Origin of the sequence: Microcoleus sp. D2_18a_D3 (assembly GCF_036702455.1) — a bacterium.
Taxonomy (GTDB): Bacteria; Cyanobacteriota; Cyanobacteriia; order Cyanobacteriales; family Microcoleaceae; genus Microcoleus.
This window is the reverse complement of the sequence record NZ_JAUBTK010000114.1, coordinates 1-19729: the sequence shown is the minus strand read 5'-3', so window position 1 is coordinate 19729 and position 19729 is coordinate 1. Positions and strand designations below refer to the sequence as shown.

Below are 19729 nucleotides of genomic sequence, written 5' to 3'. Positions count from 1 at the left end.
AAATGCTAAAACTTCGTTGTGCTTACCTCAACGATCTCTTGGCCATTTGAGGCTTTTGCAAAACCGGGATGCTCCCAACGAAGTCCGCCTACGCGGACTGAAGAATCAAGAGGGTATCAGTCCTATGCAAGAGGACTTTAGCTATTAGACAGGGGTTTTCAACCCCTGGCGGACTAATAGACAAAACACCCGATATCTGCTTAATGAAAAGCACTCGGAAAAGCTTCCCAAACTCGATCGACAAAATCTCTAAGTTGCCGAGATGCGATCGCACCATCCTTTTTTTCAGCATCCAGAGAGTGCAACTCAGTCAACAGTGAAATTACCTCAGTATCAAAAGCCTCCCGAAACAAGCTCAGCGGCCAAAGCAAATCAGCACCATCCCGCAAGTCGGATAAAGTGTATTCGGCCGATAAATCCTTCCCCGACGCCGATACAACTAACATTAAAGGGCGCACCCAACAAATTTGACGTGCCTCAACCACTTGAATTACCTCGGAATGCAGGCACGCATCTCCACATTCTAAACTGACAATTTGACCCGGCTTAAAGTTCAAAGCACAATCCATTAATGCTCACACTTAATACAGACATAACAAAGCAGCGAAATAAGTGCTGCATCTCTCCACAGCACCGGAAAACATTATATCATAATTCCTTCTTCCTTCTTCCTCCTTCCTCCTTCCTCCTTCCTCCTCCCTTCTTCCTTCTATCCTTTACATCCGTTACAGAATCCGTTGCCGAACTTCCTTCTTCCTTCTATCCTTTACATCCGTTACATCCGTTACAGAATCCGTTGCCGAACTTCTTCCTTCTTCTCAACTTTCATCAAGCTTTTTAAGATCCATTTCGAGCTGGGCACTCAACAATCGTGCTTCTTTTTTACCACCGCCGCCATTGGCATAATCCGCCACGGAAATCGGAACACCGATCGCAATTTTTACGTGACAACCCCATTGAGGAATGCGCGGGCGATAGCGGATACTCATCGGTACAATTTTCACGCCCAAACCCGGTTTGCTCAACTCTGCTTGCATTGCCAAACGCGCCAATCCAGGCTTAATCGGGTGAACTTCGCCATCCTGAAAAATGCCGCCTTCGGGAAAAATCACCAACATTTCTTTGTCGAGGAGTAGTTCCACCCCATAACGGAGACTGCCAATTGCCGGATGCTTGAGATCCACAGCAAACCCCCCCAAATGTCTGATGAACCAACCTTGCAGTCCTTTCACTTCATCAGCAGTTACCATAAACCGCAAATCGCGTCCAGTCACCATCTGTCCCGTTGAATAGGGCATCATCAGGGCATCCCACCGGGAGCGGTGCGTAGGGGCTAAGATGACAGGCCCGTCTTTCGGCAAGTGTTCCTGTCCGGTTATCTCAATCTTGCCAAAATGAAACGGTAGGACAACATAGTGACCTAGCGGATAAAGCAAGGAGGTTAACCAAGGAGAAACGCGAGAGGTATTAGATGCTACCTTGGCAGGCATGGGCTTCACTAGAGATGATTTACTGGACTCAACGGCGATCGTGGCGGTGTGGCGCATAGCAATTAAGCTGCCTTATCGAAATATAAAGTCTAAAGTAAGTTGTTGGACAAATCTTTAGTTTTTGGCTCAGGACAGTTTTGCTATTGGCCTTGTGCCGATCGAGCGATCGCGCCCGCAAGAGATAATCTGTCACAGGTAAAACCTCAGCCAACCGGACAGCACTAATGCAGAGCAGTCGGCCGCCTGGAAAGCTTGATCGGGCAATTACGGATCTATTATTTCAGTTAAAGGATCAATTTCAATTAAACATCGCCCCGAAGAGAGTAAAAAATTTTACCGGTTAATTTTTCCGGCGTGCTTCAAACCAAGAAAGCAACTGCTCGCGGCAAACAGACTCCATAATACCGCCGAGCACCTCTAAGCGGTGACACGAATGCGCGCTATCGGGAATATTAGCAGCAGTCCGAATCGTGCCAGTTTTCGGGTCATCTGCTCCGTATACCAGCAGACGAATCCGAGCTTGGACGATCGCACCCGCGCACATCGGGCAAGGTTCCAGCGTTACGTAGAGCGTACATTGGTTAAGATGCCAGTCTTGCAAAACTTTGCCGGCCGCCCGCAAAGCCAAGATTTCAGCGTGAGCAGTCGGATCGCAGTCTCGCTCTCGCCGATTTTGCGCTTCGGCAATCAATTTGCCAGTACCGTCAACAATGGCAGCACCCACGGGTACTTCACCGGCATCACCGGCTGCTTGCGCCAATTCCACAGCCCTACTCATCCAGCGTTTGTGAATAAAATAAGTAGTCTCACTAATAGACAACGGCTCAGCTTTATAATTCACGTCATACCTAAGTTACAGAAAAACTTAAGATCGATATAGAAAGTTACATTACAGCTTAATCGAGAGTCTTTAATTATGGACACCACTACGATTACCACTGAAATTGTTGAGCTGTTGTGCCGCATTAGTCGGCAAAAGCTGCGCGAACAAGATATCACTCCTTTGGTAGTGTTTCTGACGGCTCTGATTTCCATCCTGCGCGGAGTGATGATTATTGACAGGACGATCGCAGTTGAAGAAGAAGAACGGCTGCAAAAGACTCTCAAAGCCTTTGCCAGCGGCGACCGCGATCGGATAGAACTAATTCAGCGCCTTGTCAAAGGAGTCTCCAAACAGCAGGTTTACTTCAACCCCACGGAATTGCTAACCCTGACAGCTTTGTTCTCAGAATCAGAAAAACTGTTGCTCATCGGTTCCGGCTACGAAATGTCAGCGGCCGACGGACACATCGACCTGCGGGAGCAAATGTACTTACAGTCGATCGCAAATCGGCTCGGCCTCGACTCCAGACACATTGCAGTCATAGACACTTTATTTACTAAAGAAGGAACCCTCGACTCAGAAGCTTTTGCCGAAGTTAAAGCTTTACTCGATCCCAGCGAATTCGAGTCCCGCGATCCGGTATTTGGCAAAGCGGCAAAGCACTTACTGAGTATTTTACTCCGCAAATAGTCCAGCGTATATAAATTTTGGGGCAGTAAAAGTAGTGACAGAGAAGTTCGAGGATTTGACGCTGTGTCCATTTGAGATGGGAATTGAGCGCTCTTACCCTCCAAAACCGGGTTGTTTAACCCCTACCAAGAGTGCGGCACGGAGTATGTTGGTGAAAAACCAGGTTTCTGCCTCAGTCCCGCTTTATTTTTTTTGCCAGAGTCGATCGACCCTTGTATCCCATTGAACCGAATCCCTCTAAAATCTAAAAGCGACTTGTCGCTGCCTTGATTGACTCAGCTCCATCTCCAATCTCAAATTGATTGATTATGCAAATTGAATGGCAAACCGCCAAAACCTACGAAGACATTCTCTATCACAAAAGCGGCGGCACCGCCAAAATTACCATCAATCGACCTCACAAACGGAACGCTTTCCGTCCCAAAACCGTGCTGGAACTGTGTGATGCCTTTACTGATGCCCGCGAAGACACCAAAATCGGCGTTGTCCTTTTCACCGGTGCGGGGCCTCATACAGACGGCAAATACGCCTTTTGCGCCGGCGGCGACCAAAGCGTGCGGGGTTCGGCGGGATATGTAGACGAAGGTGGCGTACCCCGGTTGAACGTGCTCGACTTGCAGAAATTGATTCGCTCTATGCCCAAAGTAGTAATTGCTTTAGTTGCAGGCTACGCAATTGGAGGGGGTCACGTTCTGCACTTAATTTGCGACTTGACGATCGCTGCTGACAATGCTATTTTCGGACAGACCGGCCCAAAAGTCGGCAGTTTCGACGGTGGTTTCGGAGCTAGCTATCTCGCCAGAGTAGTCGGCCAGAAAAAAGCCAGAGAAATTTGGTTTTTGTGTCGCCAGTACAGCGCGCAGCAAGCCCTAGAAATGGGTTTAGTCAACTGCGTCGTGCCCGTCGAACAACTAGAAATAGAAGGGATTCAGTGGGCTGCGGAAATTCTCGAAAAAAGTCCGATCGCGATTCGCTGCTTGAAATCCGCTTTTAATGCCGACTGCGACGGTCAAGCCGGTTTGCAAGAACTGGCGGGAAATGCCACTTTGCTGTACTATATGACGCAGGAAGGCGCCGAAGGCAAACAAGCCTTTTTAGAAAAACGGCAACCTGATTTTAGTCAATATCCTTGGCTGCCATAGCTGGATGGAGAAATCAGTTTTTTTTATGCGCTCATATTAAAGTAGATGCTGCTGAGTTTTATGAGTTAGTAAAGCCAAATGCACGCGATCGTCCAAAAGTGTCAGTATGGATACCAGTTCCCAAAAAGAATGAAACTGCTTTGCCAGATCCAAACCATGATAGTCATCAGTGATTCCCCAATCGAAAATTGACAATCGAAAATGGTATGAGCTGTCCTGCTGCAGACTAACTAGACCGAGAATGCTGCAGCGGATTTTTCGGTTAAGGTTGTGCCTGTAAGCTGGCCGGCATGGCGATCGGAAAGAGTGACGGTGGCATCCTGCAGCGTCAGAGTCGATTCTTGCCACAGTCCAATTTCTTCTATGTTTTCCCAAGATGACCTAAAAGGCGAAACCGCTAAAGCACAAGCTTTCCACTGACTTTGAACCGGGCCGCCTAGTAAAGCGCAAACACCCCCGCGTCTGCCTTCAGGGGTATAGTGACGGCAGTGACCACAAGCTGAAGTTAAAGGTGAAGTTAAGGAGGTTTGCATAAAAGTTCTTAGGGAAATCATTTTCATCTCTAATTCTCCCTTGCAGAGCTAGTCTGCCTTAGAGCATCCCAACCTTTATGCTGTCTGGGTTGTAGCGATCCCCGGAGCATAATTAAATTTTATAATTTATTTATAATCTCGTTATATATAGAAACAATTAGCTCGGTCGTTGCTCATTGTATAGGTAAAAACACAGGTTAAAAGTTTATAAAGCCGTTAGGGATCAAGAAAAAGTACAAATGCCCAACCAGTATGAGAGGTTACAAATAAGCGGTAGCTGAGAATACAAAAATTGGCTGAGAGTGTCGGTAAGCAGCGTCCGGGAAACAGCAACAATTGAGTTTTCCACTGAAAATGAAAAATAGCTGCCGGCGAGCGAGCCCCTGTTGCATTGACGCCAAAAGTAGCTAATCATAAAATAGGCAAGTTTTCAACCTTCATGTTTATCTCTACAATCAACATATTAAAATTAATTCAGAGGCGGTAGGAGTTTTGCTAATGAGTAAGCGTTCTTCGGTTGAATCCCCAAATCATCAATCCTCTTCAACCCCAATCAACCCTGCTTTGCAAGCAGTCCTGGGGAGTCTAGATGTAAACCTAGAAGCAGAACTGACAACATACAGAAGGCACAGGAGGCGCGCCGAACAGTGGGTGTCGCCCTCAGTTCGTACCGGCAAGCAAACAGCCACAACCGAGCAACAGCTAGCCCAAAATTTGGCGCAGGAGACTGCGGAGGAAACCCAGCAGCCGCTATCGCTGCCCCTATCCCTTGCCGGCACTCAGGGCGATGCCCCGCTAGCCACTACCAGGGGTGGCACAAAATTATCTAGCAGTGCCTTGGCACCCAACAAGTATCTCGAATCAAGCGAAAAACTGATCGAAAGTTTGGACGAGTCAAAAGCTGAGCCTACTGTAGAACGCAGTTTAGCCGCCAGTTTGTTAACTCCGTTGGGACTGAGTTCGATGCTGCTGTTTTTGTTGTCGTGCACAGCTTTGGGCTACGCAGTCATGTACCCGTCAAATCTAGTTAAGATGGCCGGCCTGAACCGTTTGCTCGCACGCACCTCACCCTCTCCCGACAGTCCCGCCTCTACTTCCCCCTCAGATACCAGCACCAAGGAACTGCCGAAAGCTCCAAATCTGGTATCCAAAGAATTTGTCGAGCTAGATTTGAGCACTCTCAGCAATGTCCAGCCGACAGTCAGCCCGATTCCTTCCCCGTCACCAAAAGCATCAATCCCCCCAACTCCGCCAGCGCCTCCGGGCCCCAGCGCGGCTGTGCCGATTCCCACAGAAGACGGCAACCCGGCCAGAGGCAGGGAACAAGGACTCAACAATCTGAGCACGGCTTTGCTTCCCACTCCCAGCCCCAGCGCCGCCCAGCCTGTGCCGACACTGCCGACACTGCCTCCAACACCCTCCCCAGCCCAGCCAGCCGCCACATCCCCGGCGACAGCATCCCCAGCGACAGCATCCCCAGCCGCCGCATCCCCGGCGACAGCATCCCCAGCCGCCACACCCCCGCTGGGAAGGCCTGCACGGGCCGCCGACGGTTTCTATTACGTTGTCACCGATTACACAGACGAAAAATCGCTGCAGCAAGCCAGAACCGCAGTTCCCGATGCCTACGTGCGGAACTTCTCAAAGGGTGTCAAGATCCAAATGGGGGCTTTGAACGATGCTGCCTCAGCAGAACGTTTGGTGAAAGAACTCCAAGAAAAAGGGGTGAAGCCACAATACTATCAACCATAAATTAGGCAAAGACAATTAAACTAATGATCGGGGAGTAGGTTGGGCCGAGGCACGAACCCTCGGTTTCGCTTCACCCAACATTTGCTCAGTTTTGATGGGTAATGCTCGCGCCCTACCCATCCTAAAAATAATCATGACGACCTAACTTAGAGGGAATTAAAATTTCACAATTAAAAATTAAAAAGACGATTGAGGAGTTTTCATTTTTAGTTTTTAATTCTGCTTTCTCTGTCTTAATTCTAAAGTTGAAAATCGGGAGACTGGCAAAATGGGATTATTCGATCGCCTATGGCGAGTGATTCGAGCCAATATTAACAGTTTGGTCGGGGCGGCAGAAGACCCAGAAAAAATTCTGGAACAGGCTGTAATGGATATGCAGGAAGATTTAGTGCAGCTCAGACAAGCTGTGGCAGGAGCGATTGCAGCTCAAAAACGCACTGAACGCCAGTGCTCCCAAGCTGAGTCTACAGCAGCAGAATGGCATCAGCGGGCGCAGCTAGCTTTGCAAAAAGGCGAGGAAAATTTGGCGCGGGAAGCTCTGACGCGCAAGAAATCTTATCAAGAAACGGCAACGGCGATGAAAGCCACTCTCGGACAACAGAACGCTGTTGTGAGTAAACTTAAAGAAAATATGCGGGCGCTCGAAAGTAAAATTTCCGAGGCAAAATCTAAAAAAGATATGTACATTGCCCGAGCTCGATCGGCCGCATCGTCGGAAAGGCTGCAAGAAATGATGGGCAATCTCAGTACCGGCAGCACTTTGAGCGCGTTTGAACGGATGGAAGAGAAAGTCATGGAGCTAGAAGCTCGCTCCGAAGCAATCGCAGAACTCGGAACTAATGATTTAGAAAAGAAGTTTCTCTCTCTCGAAGGTGCCGACGATGTGGATACCGAGTTGGCGGCGATGAAAGCACAAATGCTTCCGGGCAAGAATACACCCAAATTGCCGTCGGGCGAGCCGCCCGCATCCTGAACCCCAGGCAAGAGAACAAGAGTCGGGACGAGCAAAAACTTCTCAACAGCCTAGCTAGAGATGGCTCGAAGCCTGTTGGGGAATTCCCGGATCGAAGTTAAACTCAATAGATAGGTGCATGAATAAGCTTGCCTGCATCACATTACTCGATCGCTTTAAACTGGATTTATCTGTCTGCAAAAATTGCCAAAAACTAAATCGCACTAAAAATCTGACAAGAGTGAATTTCACAACTGCGGGCTAGGGCTATCAAGCCTGCTTTCCGCCTACTTCGTACACCTCACCCAGGAAAAATAGCATTATGGGATTATTTGACCGCATTAGCCGAGTCGTCAAAGCCAATCTTAACGATCTGGTCAACAAAGCTGAAGACCCGGAAAAGATTTTAGAACAGTCTGTTACGGATATGCAGGAAGACTTGGTGCAGTTGCGTCAGGCCGTTGCCAGCGCGATCGCCACTCAAAAGCGCACCCAGACTCAGTACAATCAAGCTGAATCTCAGTCTAACCAGTGGCAGCAGCGCGCTCAGCTAGCCCTGCAAAAAGGAGACGAGACTTTGGCGCGGGAAGCGCTGGTTCGCAAAAAGTCTCACGCTGAAACGGCGGCTACGCTCAAAGCCAGTCTGGATCAGCAATCGGCTCAGGTGGAAAGTCTCAAGCGCAACTTGATCGGTTTGGAGAGCAAAATTTCCGAAGCTAAGACTAAGAAGGATATGCTCAAAGCGAGGATATCCGCTGCTAAAGCTCAGGAACAGCTCAACAATACCATTGGCACCTTGAATACTGGCAGTTCAATGGCGGCTTTTGATCGCATGGAAGAAAAAGTTTTGCAGATTGAAGCTCGCGCGGGGGCTTCTGCAGAACTCGCCGCCGGCGGCAGCAATTTAGAGGAACAGTTCCGCTTGCTCGAAAGCGGCGGTGATGTTGACGACGAGTTGGCTCAGATGAAAGCTCAACTGACCGGGGGTTCTGTGTCTCAAGGTCAATTGCCGGCAGCGGGTAAAACAGCAGCAGCTAGTAACTCGGAGTCGAGTCCGGTGATTGACGCTGAGTTGGAAGAATTGCGATCGCAGCTCAATAAAATGTAGTAATCTCTATCAAAATTTACCTATTTCTCCGATCGCAGGTTTGATAAAATTCTCCGCCGACCTACAGGGCTACCTTGGGAGGTCGGAGTTTTTTTTAGTAATTGTTTATTACACAAAGTATGGCTTTTGTCAACTATCTTTATATTTATTTAAGGAATTAAGTGTTTAAAAAGTGATAGAGTAATTTTATTCCTTGCAAGAGGGCTAGCTTGGGAGGTCAATCGATTTTAGATTTTAGATTTTAGATTTTAGATTAAAGAATTGAAGCATTGGCCCCACGGATAAATTCCGGGGGCAAGTTTCATCGGATACAGGTTTTTTATTTCTGGGTCCTGAGTCTGCTTTCGGAATGAATCCGGGGGCTTGTATCCTGGATGCTTTCGGTCGGAGTGTTTTTAGTAATTGTTAACTACACAAACTAGAGTTGCTGTCAACTATCTTTATATTGAGTTAAGGAATTAATTGTTTAAAAAGTGATAGAGTAATTTTATTCCTTGCAATTGCGCCGGCCTCGCCCGCTCGTAAGTGTAAATAACTATCAAATATGGCTAATCTCTCATGCCCGTGCAATTTTCTAGAGGCTTTTGTAAAATCAAGTTTTTCAAGGCATTAGCACTTGGTTTTTCAATTGCAGCTATTGGCCCCGCACTGCTATCAGCTCTAAGTGTTGGCGAGTCGATGGTTGCTACCGACTCAGGGGTGCAAGCGCCAATTGTGCATGAGAATTTACCGTCCCAATTCAAACTAAATCAAGAAACAGCAGACGATCGCGATCGGCTTCGTGATTTATACTCGGGTTCAGAATTAGATAGAGGCAGTCAAGAGCAAGAAAATAGCATCCCGGAGTTTGATCAAACGACCCAAAGTGAGGCCCCAGAAACTCTCCCTCAATTGCCAAACCGAGGAGAAAACAGACAAGAATTTCCCATTCCCAACCCGCGGCCGCAAAATCCGGCTCCCCTCCCATAACCCGCGCCACCAAAGCCCTTTAAATTTGGGGGCTTGAGGATTTTAGATTTGAGATTTGGGATTGATTCCACGGATAAATCACGTGCCGGATACCACCTTTGAAATTCGCTTGTCAACTGCAGTACGTGCGGTTGTGGGTTCCTGAGAGGCTGCTGCGGGTGCGATCGGATGTGGAATTGGCTGGGGCAGAGCTTTTGCCGATCGAACAATTCGGTATAGGAGATCAGACACATTGCGGGGCTACCGTCAGGATGGCTTGCTGGCCGATAGCGGGATTTTTGATTCAGCCGAGTTGCGGTATCCGATGCAAGCGCACCCCCGACAACCAAGGAGTTTTGCAGGTGACGCCGTTTGTGGATTTTGGCAATGTTTGGAATCCCAGGGAAAGCGCGGTTTTGGAAGCGAATACTTTGCTGTCAGCCCGATTGCGGCTGCGGTGACTGTACGGCGAAAGGTGGAATGCTCGCGGAGGCTGGGGAATTCCTTTGATTGATATTAAGTCGAGCAACAGGAGTTTACAAGAGTGCGGGCTGTATTTTTCTGTATAATTCAAACCTTTTTAGGAAAAGAGTCGTTTTGCCCTTGGCGGAACTGAGCAATTCCGCTATATAGTAATAAGTATCATTTGGCACTCCTCTGTAGCTGCCAAGAGTGCATTTTACGGATAATCTTTAAATTAAACTATGTCTAAGGTGCGGTTGCTGCTTTTAAGTTCTTTTGCTTCCGGTTTTGGGCTTTGCTCAATCATTTTGGCGATGTTTACGATGACTTCCAGGCTGTCGTTTACGTCTTTCTTTACCTTTGTTTTAACTTTGGTGTTTTTTGGAATTAATCTGCTTTTTGCTTTGCATTATTATACATCGCTTACTAAGCAATTGAGTGTTAAAAATAAAAGGAAAGCGAGAATTTAGCGGTTGTGAAGCAGAAGCGGAAAAAGGCATGGAGAGTTTTTTCTGGAATTTGAAGGGAATCCAGAAAACGCCTCTGGGTTAGGAAAACTATCTAGCTGTAAGCCATAATTATTTAAGGTCTAATTATTTAGGAGGTGCGATCGTGGTTATAACTCAAACCAACCCGCCAAATCTTCCAGATGCGACAAAGACTCGCTTTACTCCAGATGAATACCGGGCGATCGAGGAAACTGCTGAAGAACGTCACGAATACTGTAACGGAGAGATTGTCGCTATGCCAGGAGGTTCCCCCGCTCACAGCCGTATTGCCGTAGACATTACGACTTTTCTTAACGTGGCTCTGCGAGACACAAATTTTCAAACCTACAACGGAGACTTACGAATTTGGATTCCTAGCTTCAATCATGGAACTTATCCCGATGTTATGGTAATTGACGGCGAACCGGAATTCAATGGCGATCGCACGGATGAAATTCTCAATCCTTTACTGATTGTCGAGGTTCTTTCCCCCTCTACTGAAGGCTACGATCGAGGTGAAAAGTTCAGAAAATATCGCTCTCTTGCTAGTTTTTGTGAATATTTGCTGGTTAGTCAAGCTGAACCCTATATTGAGCAATATTATAATGGCGATCGCCCAAGTAGCGATCGCTGGCAATGGCAAGTTTGCGATCGGCTCGATCGGGCGATCGTCCTGCACAGTTTAAATATAGAACTTCCGATGTCTGAAGTCTACCGCAGGATTAATTTTTAAGGGCGATTTTTTCGACTTTGAAATGGATGGTGTTTAACTAGAAATATAATTTTAGGAGAAAGCTATGGCTACTCTAATTCAAAACCCAAGGTCAAACCTAACTGAAAACCAAGTTGAAACACCAGCAGATAAAAAAATCTGGACTGATGCCGAATTCATGGCACTAAACCGAGATGGACACCGCTATGAAATTGTGAATGGAGAACTAATTGACATGGGAAATTCTGGTGCGAAACACGGCTATGTTTGCAGTATATTGATGATTTTTCTCGGTGGTTATGTCCACATTCAAAAGCTAGGCGCGATGTTCGACTCCAGCACTGCTTTTAAGATGAAATCAGGAAATAAGCGATCGCCCGATGTTTCCTTCATGGCAAAAGAACGCCTGCAAGGGCTAGATGAGCTCCCGGATGGCTTCCTAGAAGGTGCGCCGGATCTTGCCGTAGAAATCCTTTCTCCTAGCAATACAGTGGCAGAAATTCACGACAAAATCGTAGAATATTTTGAAAATGGGGCGCGTTTAGTCTGGGTGATTCATCCTAAAGAACAGTATGTGTTAGTTTATCGATCGTCCCAAGAACCCGATCGCCTGCTTAAGTCCGTTAACTCCCTCGATGGGGAAGAAATCGTCCCCGGCTTTACTCTTCCGGTTGCGGAGTTATTTCAAAAACTGGCTTTTTAATGAAAGTGCGATCGGACTGTGAAAAATTGCGAGTATTATTGATAATTTAACTTAGGCAATTAGTAAGACCGAATCCAAAAATTGCGGATAATCAGATATTAATATAAAGATAACTTCTAGGAAGCGATAAGCATGACAAACATATCTAACGACAAAACAGCTATCATCCGTACAGAAAGAGGACTGACGATCGCAGGTACGCGCATCACTATCTACGACATCATGGACTATGTGACGGATCAATATCCGCCTAAGTTTATCAGGGGATTGTTTGACCTTACAGAGGAACAAATTAATGGGGCTTTAGCTTATATTGAGGCAAATCGCGCTGATGTTGAAGCTGAGTATCAAATGGTTCTTAAGGAAGCTGAAGAACTGCGGCTGTCCTACGAAGAAAAAAATCGCGATCTGATTGCTAGAATTGCCGCGCAACCACCCAAACCAGGAACGGAAGCTGCATGGGAAAAGCTTCGATAGGCTAAGGCGAAGTTTAAGTCTAAGCTATAGTTTTTCATACTAAAGCATCATAGAGTTAATGTATCATAAAATCATTAAATACTATGATCGATATAGTGTTTTAAAAGTGATACCCATGTTAAAAGAATTAAAAACCATTACTCTGGCAACTTTTCTGGTATTAGGAACAGCTAAACTGGGTTCTACTGCACCTCTCCCAAGTCCTAATAATCAAGGGGATTATATAGGAAGAACTTATCATACTTATTGGGAAGTAGTAGACTCAGACCCAAAGGGGTTAAATTGTCGCATGAATTCTTCTTTTGAAGAATTTATGCGTGTTGACAACCGCACTCCATTTGATGTTTTTAATTGGTCTGTAGTTGGTGTTTTAAAACAGGGACAACGTTTTGAAAGCTTTCCTGGTAATGCTGGTGTTACTTTCCGGGATACCAGGGGTTTACCTTGGCTTTTTGTAGGAAAAAGCTACGCTGCCGATGCGGCGCAAGGTTGTTTTATTCGCGCTAATAGTCAATTTGTCAAACCAGTACAGATGTCACCAACCCGCGTACAACCCCAAACGAGTCAACCCCTTACAAGTTCCACAGCACTACCGATGAAGCTTGGTTTTGACGAAGGATTTGGATCGATTGTAGTACCAGAAAGCGATACCACAGCATCGGCCTATGGAGGACGCTTAAGGCGATATGATGTTCACATTGCTAAAATGTTTGAAGTCACTCACTTTATGTGTCAGGAGGGGACTTTAACTCCCGGTATTACATGGAATTACGAGGCGGGAGGTGGCAGGATTAATATGGGAAGTTTTGAAATAACCTGCCGACTTGCTAATCAAATAGCTAGTGCCTATGGTTTAGGTAAGTCGGAACCTACGAATGTGACTTTTTCGGCTGGTGAAGTCGGTCGCCCTGCTGTCAGAAGTTTCAACATTCCCATCCTAGATATTACAGGTGATAAAGTACCACGCTGGATAACTTTTGTGCAGGGATTTCAGCCAGTGAGGAGGTAGGGGGATTTGTAAGATGTAGGGTGTGTCATAAGTAAAATTACTCTTTCATCTAAAATTAATCTCAATTTGACGCACCCTATTACTAACTAAAGGATTTAGAGGTGAATTCAAAACCATTAAATTATTTGAAAAGTGCTGTATTTCCCCTGACATACGCTAAAGTTGCTAATTAAACGACATTCACTTGGTTGAATGTGGTGAGGATCTGATCAATTTAAATTTGGGTTGATGATCGATAATTATTGAACTTCTTGATCTCTCTGGTATGACCAAATAGCAATTAATCCGAATACGCCCAAACTCCAAATCAGCCACAGCAAGTGTAGAAATATCTGATTATTATAAGGAGGCACTTTTGCTGCCCAAAATACCAGCTCTCGATAATGGTAAAACGGCGATAAGGCCATCAAATTCTGTACAATTTTTGATTCAGAAATGGGAATTTGTCCACAGGTTAGAGGAACAACAATTAATGACAAGCTAAGGATAGAATCAGCGCTTCTGGGGTCGATCAAATATCCCATTGCTAGACCAAGAATTGCGAAGGGGATAATACCCAGAATTAGGCAGATGAAGATAACTAGCCAGGAACTGGCATCGCCTGTTATTTCCAGTTGCCAGGTTGCCAGTACAAAAATTAGTAAGAGGCTGATGGTACAAAGTAGGAGGGCTGTCCCTATCTTTGCTACTATGTATGCGATTGGGGGTAAAGGTGTCGTCCTCAACAATTTCAGCCATCCTTCAGAGCGCTCAACAGCAATTCGTTTGCCGATACGCTCAATCACAATTGTAAACAAGATAAGTCCCGAAATATAAATTATAGCTTGTCTTTCAAAATCTTCTGTTATATCAGGTATAAATTGCAATAGGGGGACAAAAGCTACTAAGCTGAGAGTGGCAAGAAGAAACACAGGAGTCCGAAGAAATTGTAGTATTTCAAAGAAAAGCTGGTTTTTGATAATCGCCAAAATGTTTTGATTAAAAGGCTCTGATTTATTAATGACTGGTTCAGGTGCGGCAACAGCATCTAATTTTTCTTCTGATTTAGCTGCCATCCGAAACTCTTCAACTAATTGGCTTTTGTCAGAAGATTCAGAGAGTTTTTCCAGTGTAATGTACCGAGTAGCCAAAGTATCCAGTTCATCGGAGTCCGATTTATTGTTTGTCACCATCAAAATGGTAATTCCCTGTTGGCGACAAAGTTTTATTTGCTTCCAGAATTCTTCATAACCTTTATCATCTAAATTCCTCGTTGGCTCGTCAAGGATGAGAAGTCGAGGATTTCCTGCCAAAGCGAGAGCAAAGTAGAGTCGCTGCTTTTGCCCCCCAGATAAATCAGTCGCCCAAGCATCTTCCTTGTATGTGAGATTAACTTTATTCATGAGCTCTTCCCTTGAAAGAGGGTTGGGGTAGTAGCTTCGCAGTAGATCAACTAATTCTTTAACTTTGACTTTTCGGGGAACTTGAGTGTCTTGCAAAACTACGCCCAAGCCGATTTTAGAAAAAGAGTTATCTGGAGGAAGTCCCATAAGTTGAATTTGTCCACCACTAGGTCTTAATAACCCTAGAATTAAATTAAGTAATGTAGATTTCCCAACTCCATTTTTACCGCGCAGAACAATAAAATCATTTTCCTTTACAGTTAGATTGATATCCTTAAGGATTTGATTAGCGCCAAACCCTTTGTAGAATGATTTCGATACATTATCAACTTCAACTAAATTCATATTTGGGAAGTAATTAATTTTATTCTCACAAACTAATGGAGTGAAATTTGCATCAAAAGCCAAATTCCCATTGCCACAGCAACAGCAGGAACAAGCGCGACACCAAGCACATTAGTGAGGATCATTAGAGTTGCTGCCCCCCCTAAAAATCCCCAGAAATTAGTAGCTAGAGATGTCGTCGTAGTATTCGCCGTAGTACAAGTGCTAAAGAAGCAAAATTCGCTTCCTTTAGTTAAAAGAAAAAATGTACACGCAGTAGCAACTACTACAATTCCCAGAACAGCCCATCTACCTGCTGCAAGTTCCCATCCTGAAAATCTTAGTGAGAACGATGCGGGTTCTAGGCTATTTGAATTCTGCTGAAGTTGCCCTGTAGGAGAAGGAAGAACTTGCGAATCAGTATTTAAGGGAGTATGTGCTAGGTTAGAAGGCTGTTGAGATTCATTAGAAACAGGTTCCATTTTTAGTAAATCGCTCCTTAAAGAAAGTCATGGTGAACAAGTTTGATCAGGCTTTGATTTAGCTTTCTAAGGAGAAAGCGCTGTTCTGATAGCTAACCACAGAGCAATACCAATTCCTACGGTAACAACTAAAGGTGCATTAGCGATGGCTGCACCAGTTGCAAAAGCAATTCCAATACTTGCTCCACTAAGATCGGGATGTTCTTTTGAAGATTCTACGATTTGTTTCAATGATTGCTGAATCGGATTCTCCGATGGCTTTGGCGGTGGATTATCATCAATGTCAGTAATGATTGGTTGGCATTTTGGTATCAACTCCTTAGACCAATGAATCATAGGATCACAGGAATTTTGAACCTGCAAAGTTTCCGCAATTAGGAGAGGTGTCCATAGCAAGAAACATATTAAGAGAATAGCTTGAAAACGATGGCTGCCCCATTTTTCAAGCCAAGGTTGGTAAAAATTTCTAATAACTTCCATGATAGTAGAGCTTCTATTTAGAGGACTTACACAAGTGTCATCCATAACTTCGTCAGATGCACCCTACGGTATGTACTAATTTATAGTTTGCAACATTTAGCGGAAATATAAAAACTAAAATGGTAGGATTTAGTACCCAAATTTTCTAACCATCTTGAACCAATTTAGTGGAATTTGGTACAATCCAGTTGACAAAGTAGGATTGGGTAGAATATAGTACACCAAACCTCCCTCAACCCTGACTCATGAATGCTGAAGATGTTGTACAATGGGCTGATAACTTAATTTTTGAGCGTACCGGAGACAATCTCACACCCCTAGAGGAAGCAATACTAACGGGTGTTTGGCAAAGACAGAAATATCCTCAAATAGCTAAAGAGTTTAATTGCAGTCAATCTCACGTTAAAAAAGAAGCCGCTAAATTATGGGAAAAACTGGGTGAGGAATTAGGAGAAGACCTCAATAAATTTAATTTTCGTTCTAAGTTAGAAAAAAAATATACTATTTCTCAAGTTTCTAATTTTGTTCGATGTGTAAAAGGAAATATTAATATTTGTAATGAATTTGTACAAACTATTGAAGATACAAAAACCCGATCGCCCTCACCCCCTGAATCTCCCCAAAATCAAGCCCGATCGCCCATAATCGATTTAACAGACGCACCCGAACTCCGTTACTTTTACGATCGCACCTCAGAACTCTCCACCCTCAAACAATGGATTTTACAAGCCCACACCCGCTTGATTACCGTCTACGGCTTAAGTGGAATTGGCAAAAGTGCGATCGCCCTCAAACTCATCGAACAAACTCAAACCGAATTTGATTATATTATTTGGTTAAGTCTCGCTGACACACCCACACTTTCAACCCTCCAAACCGAACTCAAGCAATTTTTTGGGCGATCGCCACAACCCCCATTACCCACAGTCATAGATTATTTTCGATCTTCTCGCTGTTTAGTAATCCTTGATGACGTACAAAATATTTTTAAACGCAGTCAATTAGCAGGTCAATATTTAGCAGGGTATGAAGATTATGGCAAATTTTTAAAACAAATTGCCACATCCTCTCATCAAAGTTGTTTAATCCTCCTCAGTTGGGAAAAACCCAGAGAAATTACTGCCTTAGAAGCAGTAAACCTCTCGACGCAAACCTTAAACCTCAAAGGGTTAGGAGAACAAGCAGCAGAAATTCTCAGAGAAAAAGAATTAGCAGATGAGGAAAAATGGTCAGACTTGATCGACCTTTATCAAGGACATCCTTCCTGGCTAAATATCATCGCTGCTACAATTTTGGAATTATTTAACGGTAGCGTTTCGCTATTTTTAGCAGATGGAACAGCAGATTTATTTGTAGGTGACTTAGAACCCCTTTTAGAATCTCATCTAGAGCGTTTATCAGACTCAGAAAAAAAGGCGTTATACTGGTTAGCCAGTCAAAATGAAGCTGTAGATATTTCACGACAACCTGCTGATAGTGAGTTATCCCAATCAGAATTTTGGCAAGCCATACAATCTTTAGGCCGACGCAGCTTATTGGAAAAAGTGTTAGTAGGAACGCGATCGCTCTTTTTCCTCAATCCCGTATTCAAAGCATACATTCAGTGCAAGTTAAATCTTATATAAACTCTGGGTAATTTCACCCGATCGCAACGCAATTAAACCACAGAATTACTCTTTTCTATTCTACAACGATCGCATAAAAGCATTCACCGCATCATATTGGTCGGCCATCCGCGAATAAAACTCGATCGATCGCAAATCCAACTCCGGCAACAATTCGCTCTTACTGACCAACTCATATCCCGTAGAGCGCAAACAATGAACCGAAATTACCCCATCCTCCCAAAACCAAACCTCCTGCACACCCACCCGACGATAGATTTCCAGCCTATCAATTCCACCACTCTTCACTGTCACAAGGAAGATGTTACCAAAGAACCGTGCATTGCAGAGAACAAAGAACCACCGAAGACACCAGCAACTCCCAACATAGCGACAGTTAAACTGATGAGGGTTATTAGCAAAGCTGATGTAAGGAGAGACAGGGGCGAAAAAAGTCGATCGTTGCTAAGTCGATCGAGATAACAGCTTAATTATGCCCGCACCAACTCCAACCGATATCGGTACAAAGCCACAGGATGCCCCCCAGCCGCAAAATAATCCGGGTCTTGCGGCGACAAATAAATCGCTGTCACCTGATCCGCCTCAATTCTTTTACTCGCAGAATCGCCATTTTCTCCGCCTCTAACAACTCGATAAGCCGTTGTAGTTTCCACCTCGTTTAAATAAATATCAGACTCTCCCCGAAAAATCTGCTGAGAAATCTCTGTAGACACAAACTCGCGAGGATTCGGCGTTTCAGTGCCGCGACTGGTAACAATCGATATTAATTGGCGTTCCCCTTTCAAAACAGTAATTTGGCGGTTGGGATTTGTCGGATCGACTTTCACCGAAAGTACGCCACCATCGCCTAAATAAGCCTTGGCAATATTCAAACCGTTAAAAGTGCGATCGGCTACAATCTTTTGAGCATTTTTAAATGTATAATTAGAAATTAAGCCAAGAGTTTTTTCAGGTTGAAATCGCACTTTAAATAATACCGGCCGCTGCAAATACTGGCGGTTGCTTTCAAACCCTGGCGTCACAATATTTGGCGCTAAAGGAGCGGCTAAATCTACCAAAGTGCTAGCAACATTCCAATTCCCCGCCATCCAGTCGGGATATACCAAATCTCCCTTAGCTACAGCGATAGGAGGCTTGCTTTCCCAATTGGGAAAACTTGATATGCGATCGCCCAAAACCCCCGCCCTAGCACCGCCACCCCACAGCAACACCAGAAAAACCAAACAAAAACCCCAAATTACCTTCATACCCAATTACATTCAAACAACTAATTTTCTGTCTCTCTTTCTCTTCTTTATCTCTTCTCTGCGTTCTCTGCGCCCTCTGCGGTTCATTAATTCAAAAATTAGACAACAAATCAGTTAAACATCATATTTCATACCATTTTCATAAACAGGCTTTCCGGCCTGTTGCACAAAAATAAATATTCTGCTTGTGGGGAGTAGGGGTTGTGCATCCTACCCGCCCCCAATATGCAATTAAAAGGTGGAAAAGCCTATGTTTTAAAGCGCCTCACCAGGTGCAGGTTCCCAAACCTCCCCGTATTTCTCCTTCAATTCGTGCCAATTTTCCACCTGTCCTGGTTCGTATTCCCCTGGCTTTCCCCACTGCAAAAACGCACTCAAAGCAGCATCATTTTGTTCGTCTAGAAAACGGATTGCATAAGTAGTGAAATTGCCTCTTTTCGCCTCACCTGTTTCAAACTTCACCTGTTTGATTTTGTCCATATTGAGGTGAAACTCAAATATTTCGGCGTGCATATTGGCATACTTACCCTTCGGCAACTCCGCATAAAACAGCTTGTGAATTGAACCGCGCACTTCCAGCACAGCCGCGCTGCTAGTCACGATTAAACGCAGCGTGCCCAATTGTTCGCAAGCTTCTAAGAATTCTTTCAGGTTAGGCATAATTTAATTGGGGAATTGGGAATTGGGAATTGGGAATTGGGAATTGGGAATTGGGCATTGGGTATTGGGCATTGGGCATTGGGCATTGGGCATTGGGCATTGGGCATTGGGCATTGATTATTGGTAATTAAAAACAACAATAAGTAACAACCAACAACTCCTCACTAATGACTAATGACTAATGACTAATGACTAATGACTAATGACTAATGACTAATGACTAATGACTAATGACTAATG

The 19729-nt window shown here is 44.8% G+C and carries 25 protein-coding genes; 12 read left to right on the top strand and 13 right to left on the bottom strand.

Features of this window, described 5'->3' with window-relative positions:
- Positions 1 to 200 precede the first annotated feature (200 nt).
- The 4 genes from QUB06_RS31330 to tadA form a co-directional block, all read right to left on the bottom strand.
- Positions 201 to 569 (bottom strand): hypothetical protein, encoded by a 369-nt coding sequence (locus tag QUB06_RS31330; RefSeq protein WP_333438605.1) that lies wholly within the window; start codon positions 567 to 569, stop codon positions 201 to 203.
- Positions 570 to 818: 249 nt separating this feature from the next.
- Positions 819 to 1547, bottom strand: coding sequence for a lysophospholipid acyltransferase family protein (locus tag QUB06_RS31325; RefSeq protein ID WP_445251437.1), 729 nt, complete (start codon positions 1545 to 1547; stop codon positions 819 to 821).
- Positions 1519 to 1683, bottom strand: a complete 165-nt coding sequence (locus QUB06_RS31320) for a hypothetical protein (protein ID WP_333408914.1) — start codon at positions 1681 to 1683, stop codon at positions 1519 to 1521. Before QUB06_RS31320 ends, QUB06_RS31325 begins: the two co-directional genes overlap by 29 nt.
- A gap of 147 nt (positions 1684 to 1830) precedes the next feature.
- Positions 1831 to 2331, bottom strand: a complete 501-nt coding sequence (gene tadA / locus QUB06_RS31315) for a tRNA adenosine(34) deaminase TadA (protein ID WP_333438603.1) — start codon at positions 2329 to 2331, stop codon at positions 1831 to 1833.
- A 75-nt stretch (positions 2332 to 2406) separates the two neighbouring features.
- On the opposite strand from tadA, the gene QUB06_RS31310 reads away from it, so the two are divergent.
- Positions 2407 to 3003 carry a TerB family tellurite resistance protein gene (locus tag QUB06_RS31310; RefSeq protein WP_333438602.1) on the top strand — a complete coding sequence of 199 codons (597 nt, stop codon included), beginning with the start codon at positions 2407 to 2409 and terminating at the stop codon, positions 3001 to 3003.
- Between the two features lie 308 nt (positions 3004 to 3311).
- Positions 3312 to 4145 (top strand): 1,4-dihydroxy-2-naphthoyl-CoA synthase, encoded by an 834-nt coding sequence (gene menB / locus QUB06_RS31305; RefSeq protein ID WP_333438601.1) that lies wholly within the window; start codon positions 3312 to 3314, stop codon positions 4143 to 4145.
- Between the two features lie 36 nt (positions 4146 to 4181).
- On the opposite strand, the gene QUB06_RS31300 is transcribed toward menB, so the two are convergent.
- A complete protein-coding gene (locus tag QUB06_RS31300) occupies positions 4182 to 4340 on the bottom strand; it encodes a hypothetical protein (RefSeq protein WP_333408916.1) in 159 nt (52 codons plus the stop codon).
- 35 nt (positions 4341 to 4375) lie between these two features.
- A complete protein-coding gene (locus tag QUB06_RS31295) occupies positions 4376 to 4678 on the bottom strand; it encodes a hypothetical protein (RefSeq protein WP_333246404.1) in 303 nt (100 codons plus the stop codon).
- A 498-nt stretch (positions 4679 to 5176) separates the two neighbouring features.
- Here QUB06_RS31295 and QUB06_RS31290 point away from each other — a divergent pair, with 498 nt between their 5' ends.
- Both QUB06_RS31290 and QUB06_RS31285 read left to right on the top strand, forming a co-directional pair.
- Positions 5177 to 6430 (top strand): hypothetical protein, encoded by a 1254-nt coding sequence (locus QUB06_RS31290; protein WP_333438600.1) that lies wholly within the window; start codon positions 5177 to 5179, stop codon positions 6428 to 6430.
- Positions 6431 to 6698: 268 nt separating this feature from the next.
- The gene (locus QUB06_RS31285) at positions 6699 to 7403 is read left to right on the top strand and encodes a PspA/IM30 family protein (protein WP_333438599.1); all 705 of its coding nucleotides are present in this window, start codon (positions 6699 to 6701) and stop codon (positions 7401 to 7403) included.
- 54 nt (positions 7404 to 7457) lie between these two features.
- On the opposite strand, the gene QUB06_RS31280 is transcribed toward QUB06_RS31285, so the two are convergent.
- Positions 7458 to 7634 carry a hypothetical protein gene (locus QUB06_RS31280; RefSeq protein ID WP_333438598.1) on the bottom strand — a complete coding sequence of 59 codons (177 nt, stop codon included), beginning with the start codon at positions 7632 to 7634 and terminating at the stop codon, positions 7458 to 7460.
- A gap of 70 nt (positions 7635 to 7704) precedes the next feature.
- Here QUB06_RS31280 and QUB06_RS31275 point away from each other — a divergent pair, with 70 nt between their 5' ends.
- The 7 genes from QUB06_RS31275 to QUB06_RS31245 all read left to right on the top strand — a co-directional run bounded on the left by QUB06_RS31275 (position 7705) and on the right by QUB06_RS31245 (position 13289).
- Positions 7705 to 8490, top strand: a complete 786-nt coding sequence (locus QUB06_RS31275) for a PspA/IM30 family protein (protein ID WP_333438597.1) — start codon at positions 7705 to 7707, stop codon at positions 8488 to 8490.
- A 558-nt stretch (positions 8491 to 9048) separates the two neighbouring features.
- Positions 9049 to 9459, top strand: coding sequence for a hypothetical protein (locus QUB06_RS31270; protein ID WP_333438596.1), 411 nt, complete (start codon positions 9049 to 9051; stop codon positions 9457 to 9459).
- Between the two features lie 98 nt (positions 9460 to 9557).
- Positions 9558 to 9899 (top strand): hypothetical protein, encoded by a 342-nt coding sequence (locus QUB06_RS31265; RefSeq protein WP_333438595.1) that lies wholly within the window; start codon positions 9558 to 9560, stop codon positions 9897 to 9899.
- Between the two features lie 613 nt (positions 9900 to 10512).
- Complete coding sequence (locus QUB06_RS31260) at positions 10513 to 11121, top strand: Uma2 family endonuclease (protein WP_333438594.1); 609 nt, start codon at positions 10513 to 10515, stop codon at positions 11119 to 11121.
- A gap of 64 nt (positions 11122 to 11185) precedes the next feature.
- Positions 11186 to 11803 (top strand): Uma2 family endonuclease, encoded by a 618-nt coding sequence (locus QUB06_RS31255; RefSeq protein ID WP_333438593.1) that lies wholly within the window; start codon positions 11186 to 11188, stop codon positions 11801 to 11803.
- Positions 11804 to 11935: 132 nt separating this feature from the next.
- Complete coding sequence (locus QUB06_RS31250; protein WP_333438592.1) at positions 11936 to 12280, top strand: DUF433 domain-containing protein; 345 nt, start codon at positions 11936 to 11938, stop codon at positions 12278 to 12280.
- A gap of 115 nt (positions 12281 to 12395) precedes the next feature.
- Entirely contained in the window at positions 12396 to 13289 is an 894-nt protein-coding gene (locus tag QUB06_RS31245) for a hypothetical protein (protein ID WP_333438591.1), read from the top strand.
- 239 nt (positions 13290 to 13528) lie between these two features.
- Here QUB06_RS31245 and QUB06_RS31240 read toward each other — a convergent pair whose 3' ends face one another.
- From QUB06_RS31240 to QUB06_RS31230, 3 genes are all read right to left on the bottom strand, one after another.
- Positions 13529 to 15079 carry an ABC transporter ATP-binding protein/permease gene (locus tag QUB06_RS31240; protein WP_333438590.1) on the bottom strand — a complete coding sequence of 517 codons (1551 nt, stop codon included), beginning with the start codon at positions 15077 to 15079 and terminating at the stop codon, positions 13529 to 13531.
- Positions 15049 to 15477, bottom strand: coding sequence for a hypothetical protein (locus QUB06_RS31235; protein ID WP_333058533.1), 429 nt, complete (start codon positions 15475 to 15477; stop codon positions 15049 to 15051). Before QUB06_RS31235 ends, QUB06_RS31240 begins: the two co-directional genes overlap by 31 nt.
- Positions 15478 to 15543: 66 nt before the next feature.
- A complete protein-coding gene (locus tag QUB06_RS31230; protein WP_333058534.1) occupies positions 15544 to 15957 on the bottom strand; it encodes a hypothetical protein in 414 nt (137 codons plus the stop codon).
- 245 nt (positions 15958 to 16202) lie between these two features.
- Here QUB06_RS31230 and QUB06_RS31225 point away from each other — a divergent pair, with 245 nt between their 5' ends.
- Complete coding sequence (locus QUB06_RS31225; RefSeq protein ID WP_333438589.1) at positions 16203 to 17582, top strand: ATP-binding protein; 1380 nt, start codon at positions 16203 to 16205, stop codon at positions 17580 to 17582.
- A 60-nt stretch (positions 17583 to 17642) separates the two neighbouring features.
- On the opposite strand, the gene QUB06_RS31220 is transcribed toward QUB06_RS31225, so the two are convergent.
- From QUB06_RS31220 to QUB06_RS31210, 3 genes are all read right to left on the bottom strand, one after another.
- On the bottom strand, positions 17643 to 17876 hold the full coding sequence (locus QUB06_RS31220) for a hypothetical protein (RefSeq protein WP_333438588.1): 234 nt from the start codon (positions 17874 to 17876) through the stop codon (positions 17643 to 17645).
- A gap of 176 nt (positions 17877 to 18052) precedes the next feature.
- Positions 18053 to 18829, bottom strand: a complete 777-nt coding sequence (locus tag QUB06_RS31215) for a DUF6816 family protein (RefSeq protein WP_333438587.1) — start codon at positions 18827 to 18829, stop codon at positions 18053 to 18055.
- 255 nt (positions 18830 to 19084) lie between these two features.
- Entirely contained in the window at positions 19085 to 19489 is a 405-nt protein-coding gene (locus QUB06_RS31210; protein ID WP_333438586.1) for a ChuX/HutX family heme-like substrate-binding protein, read from the bottom strand.
- Between the last annotated feature and the right edge of the window lie 240 nt (positions 19490 to 19729).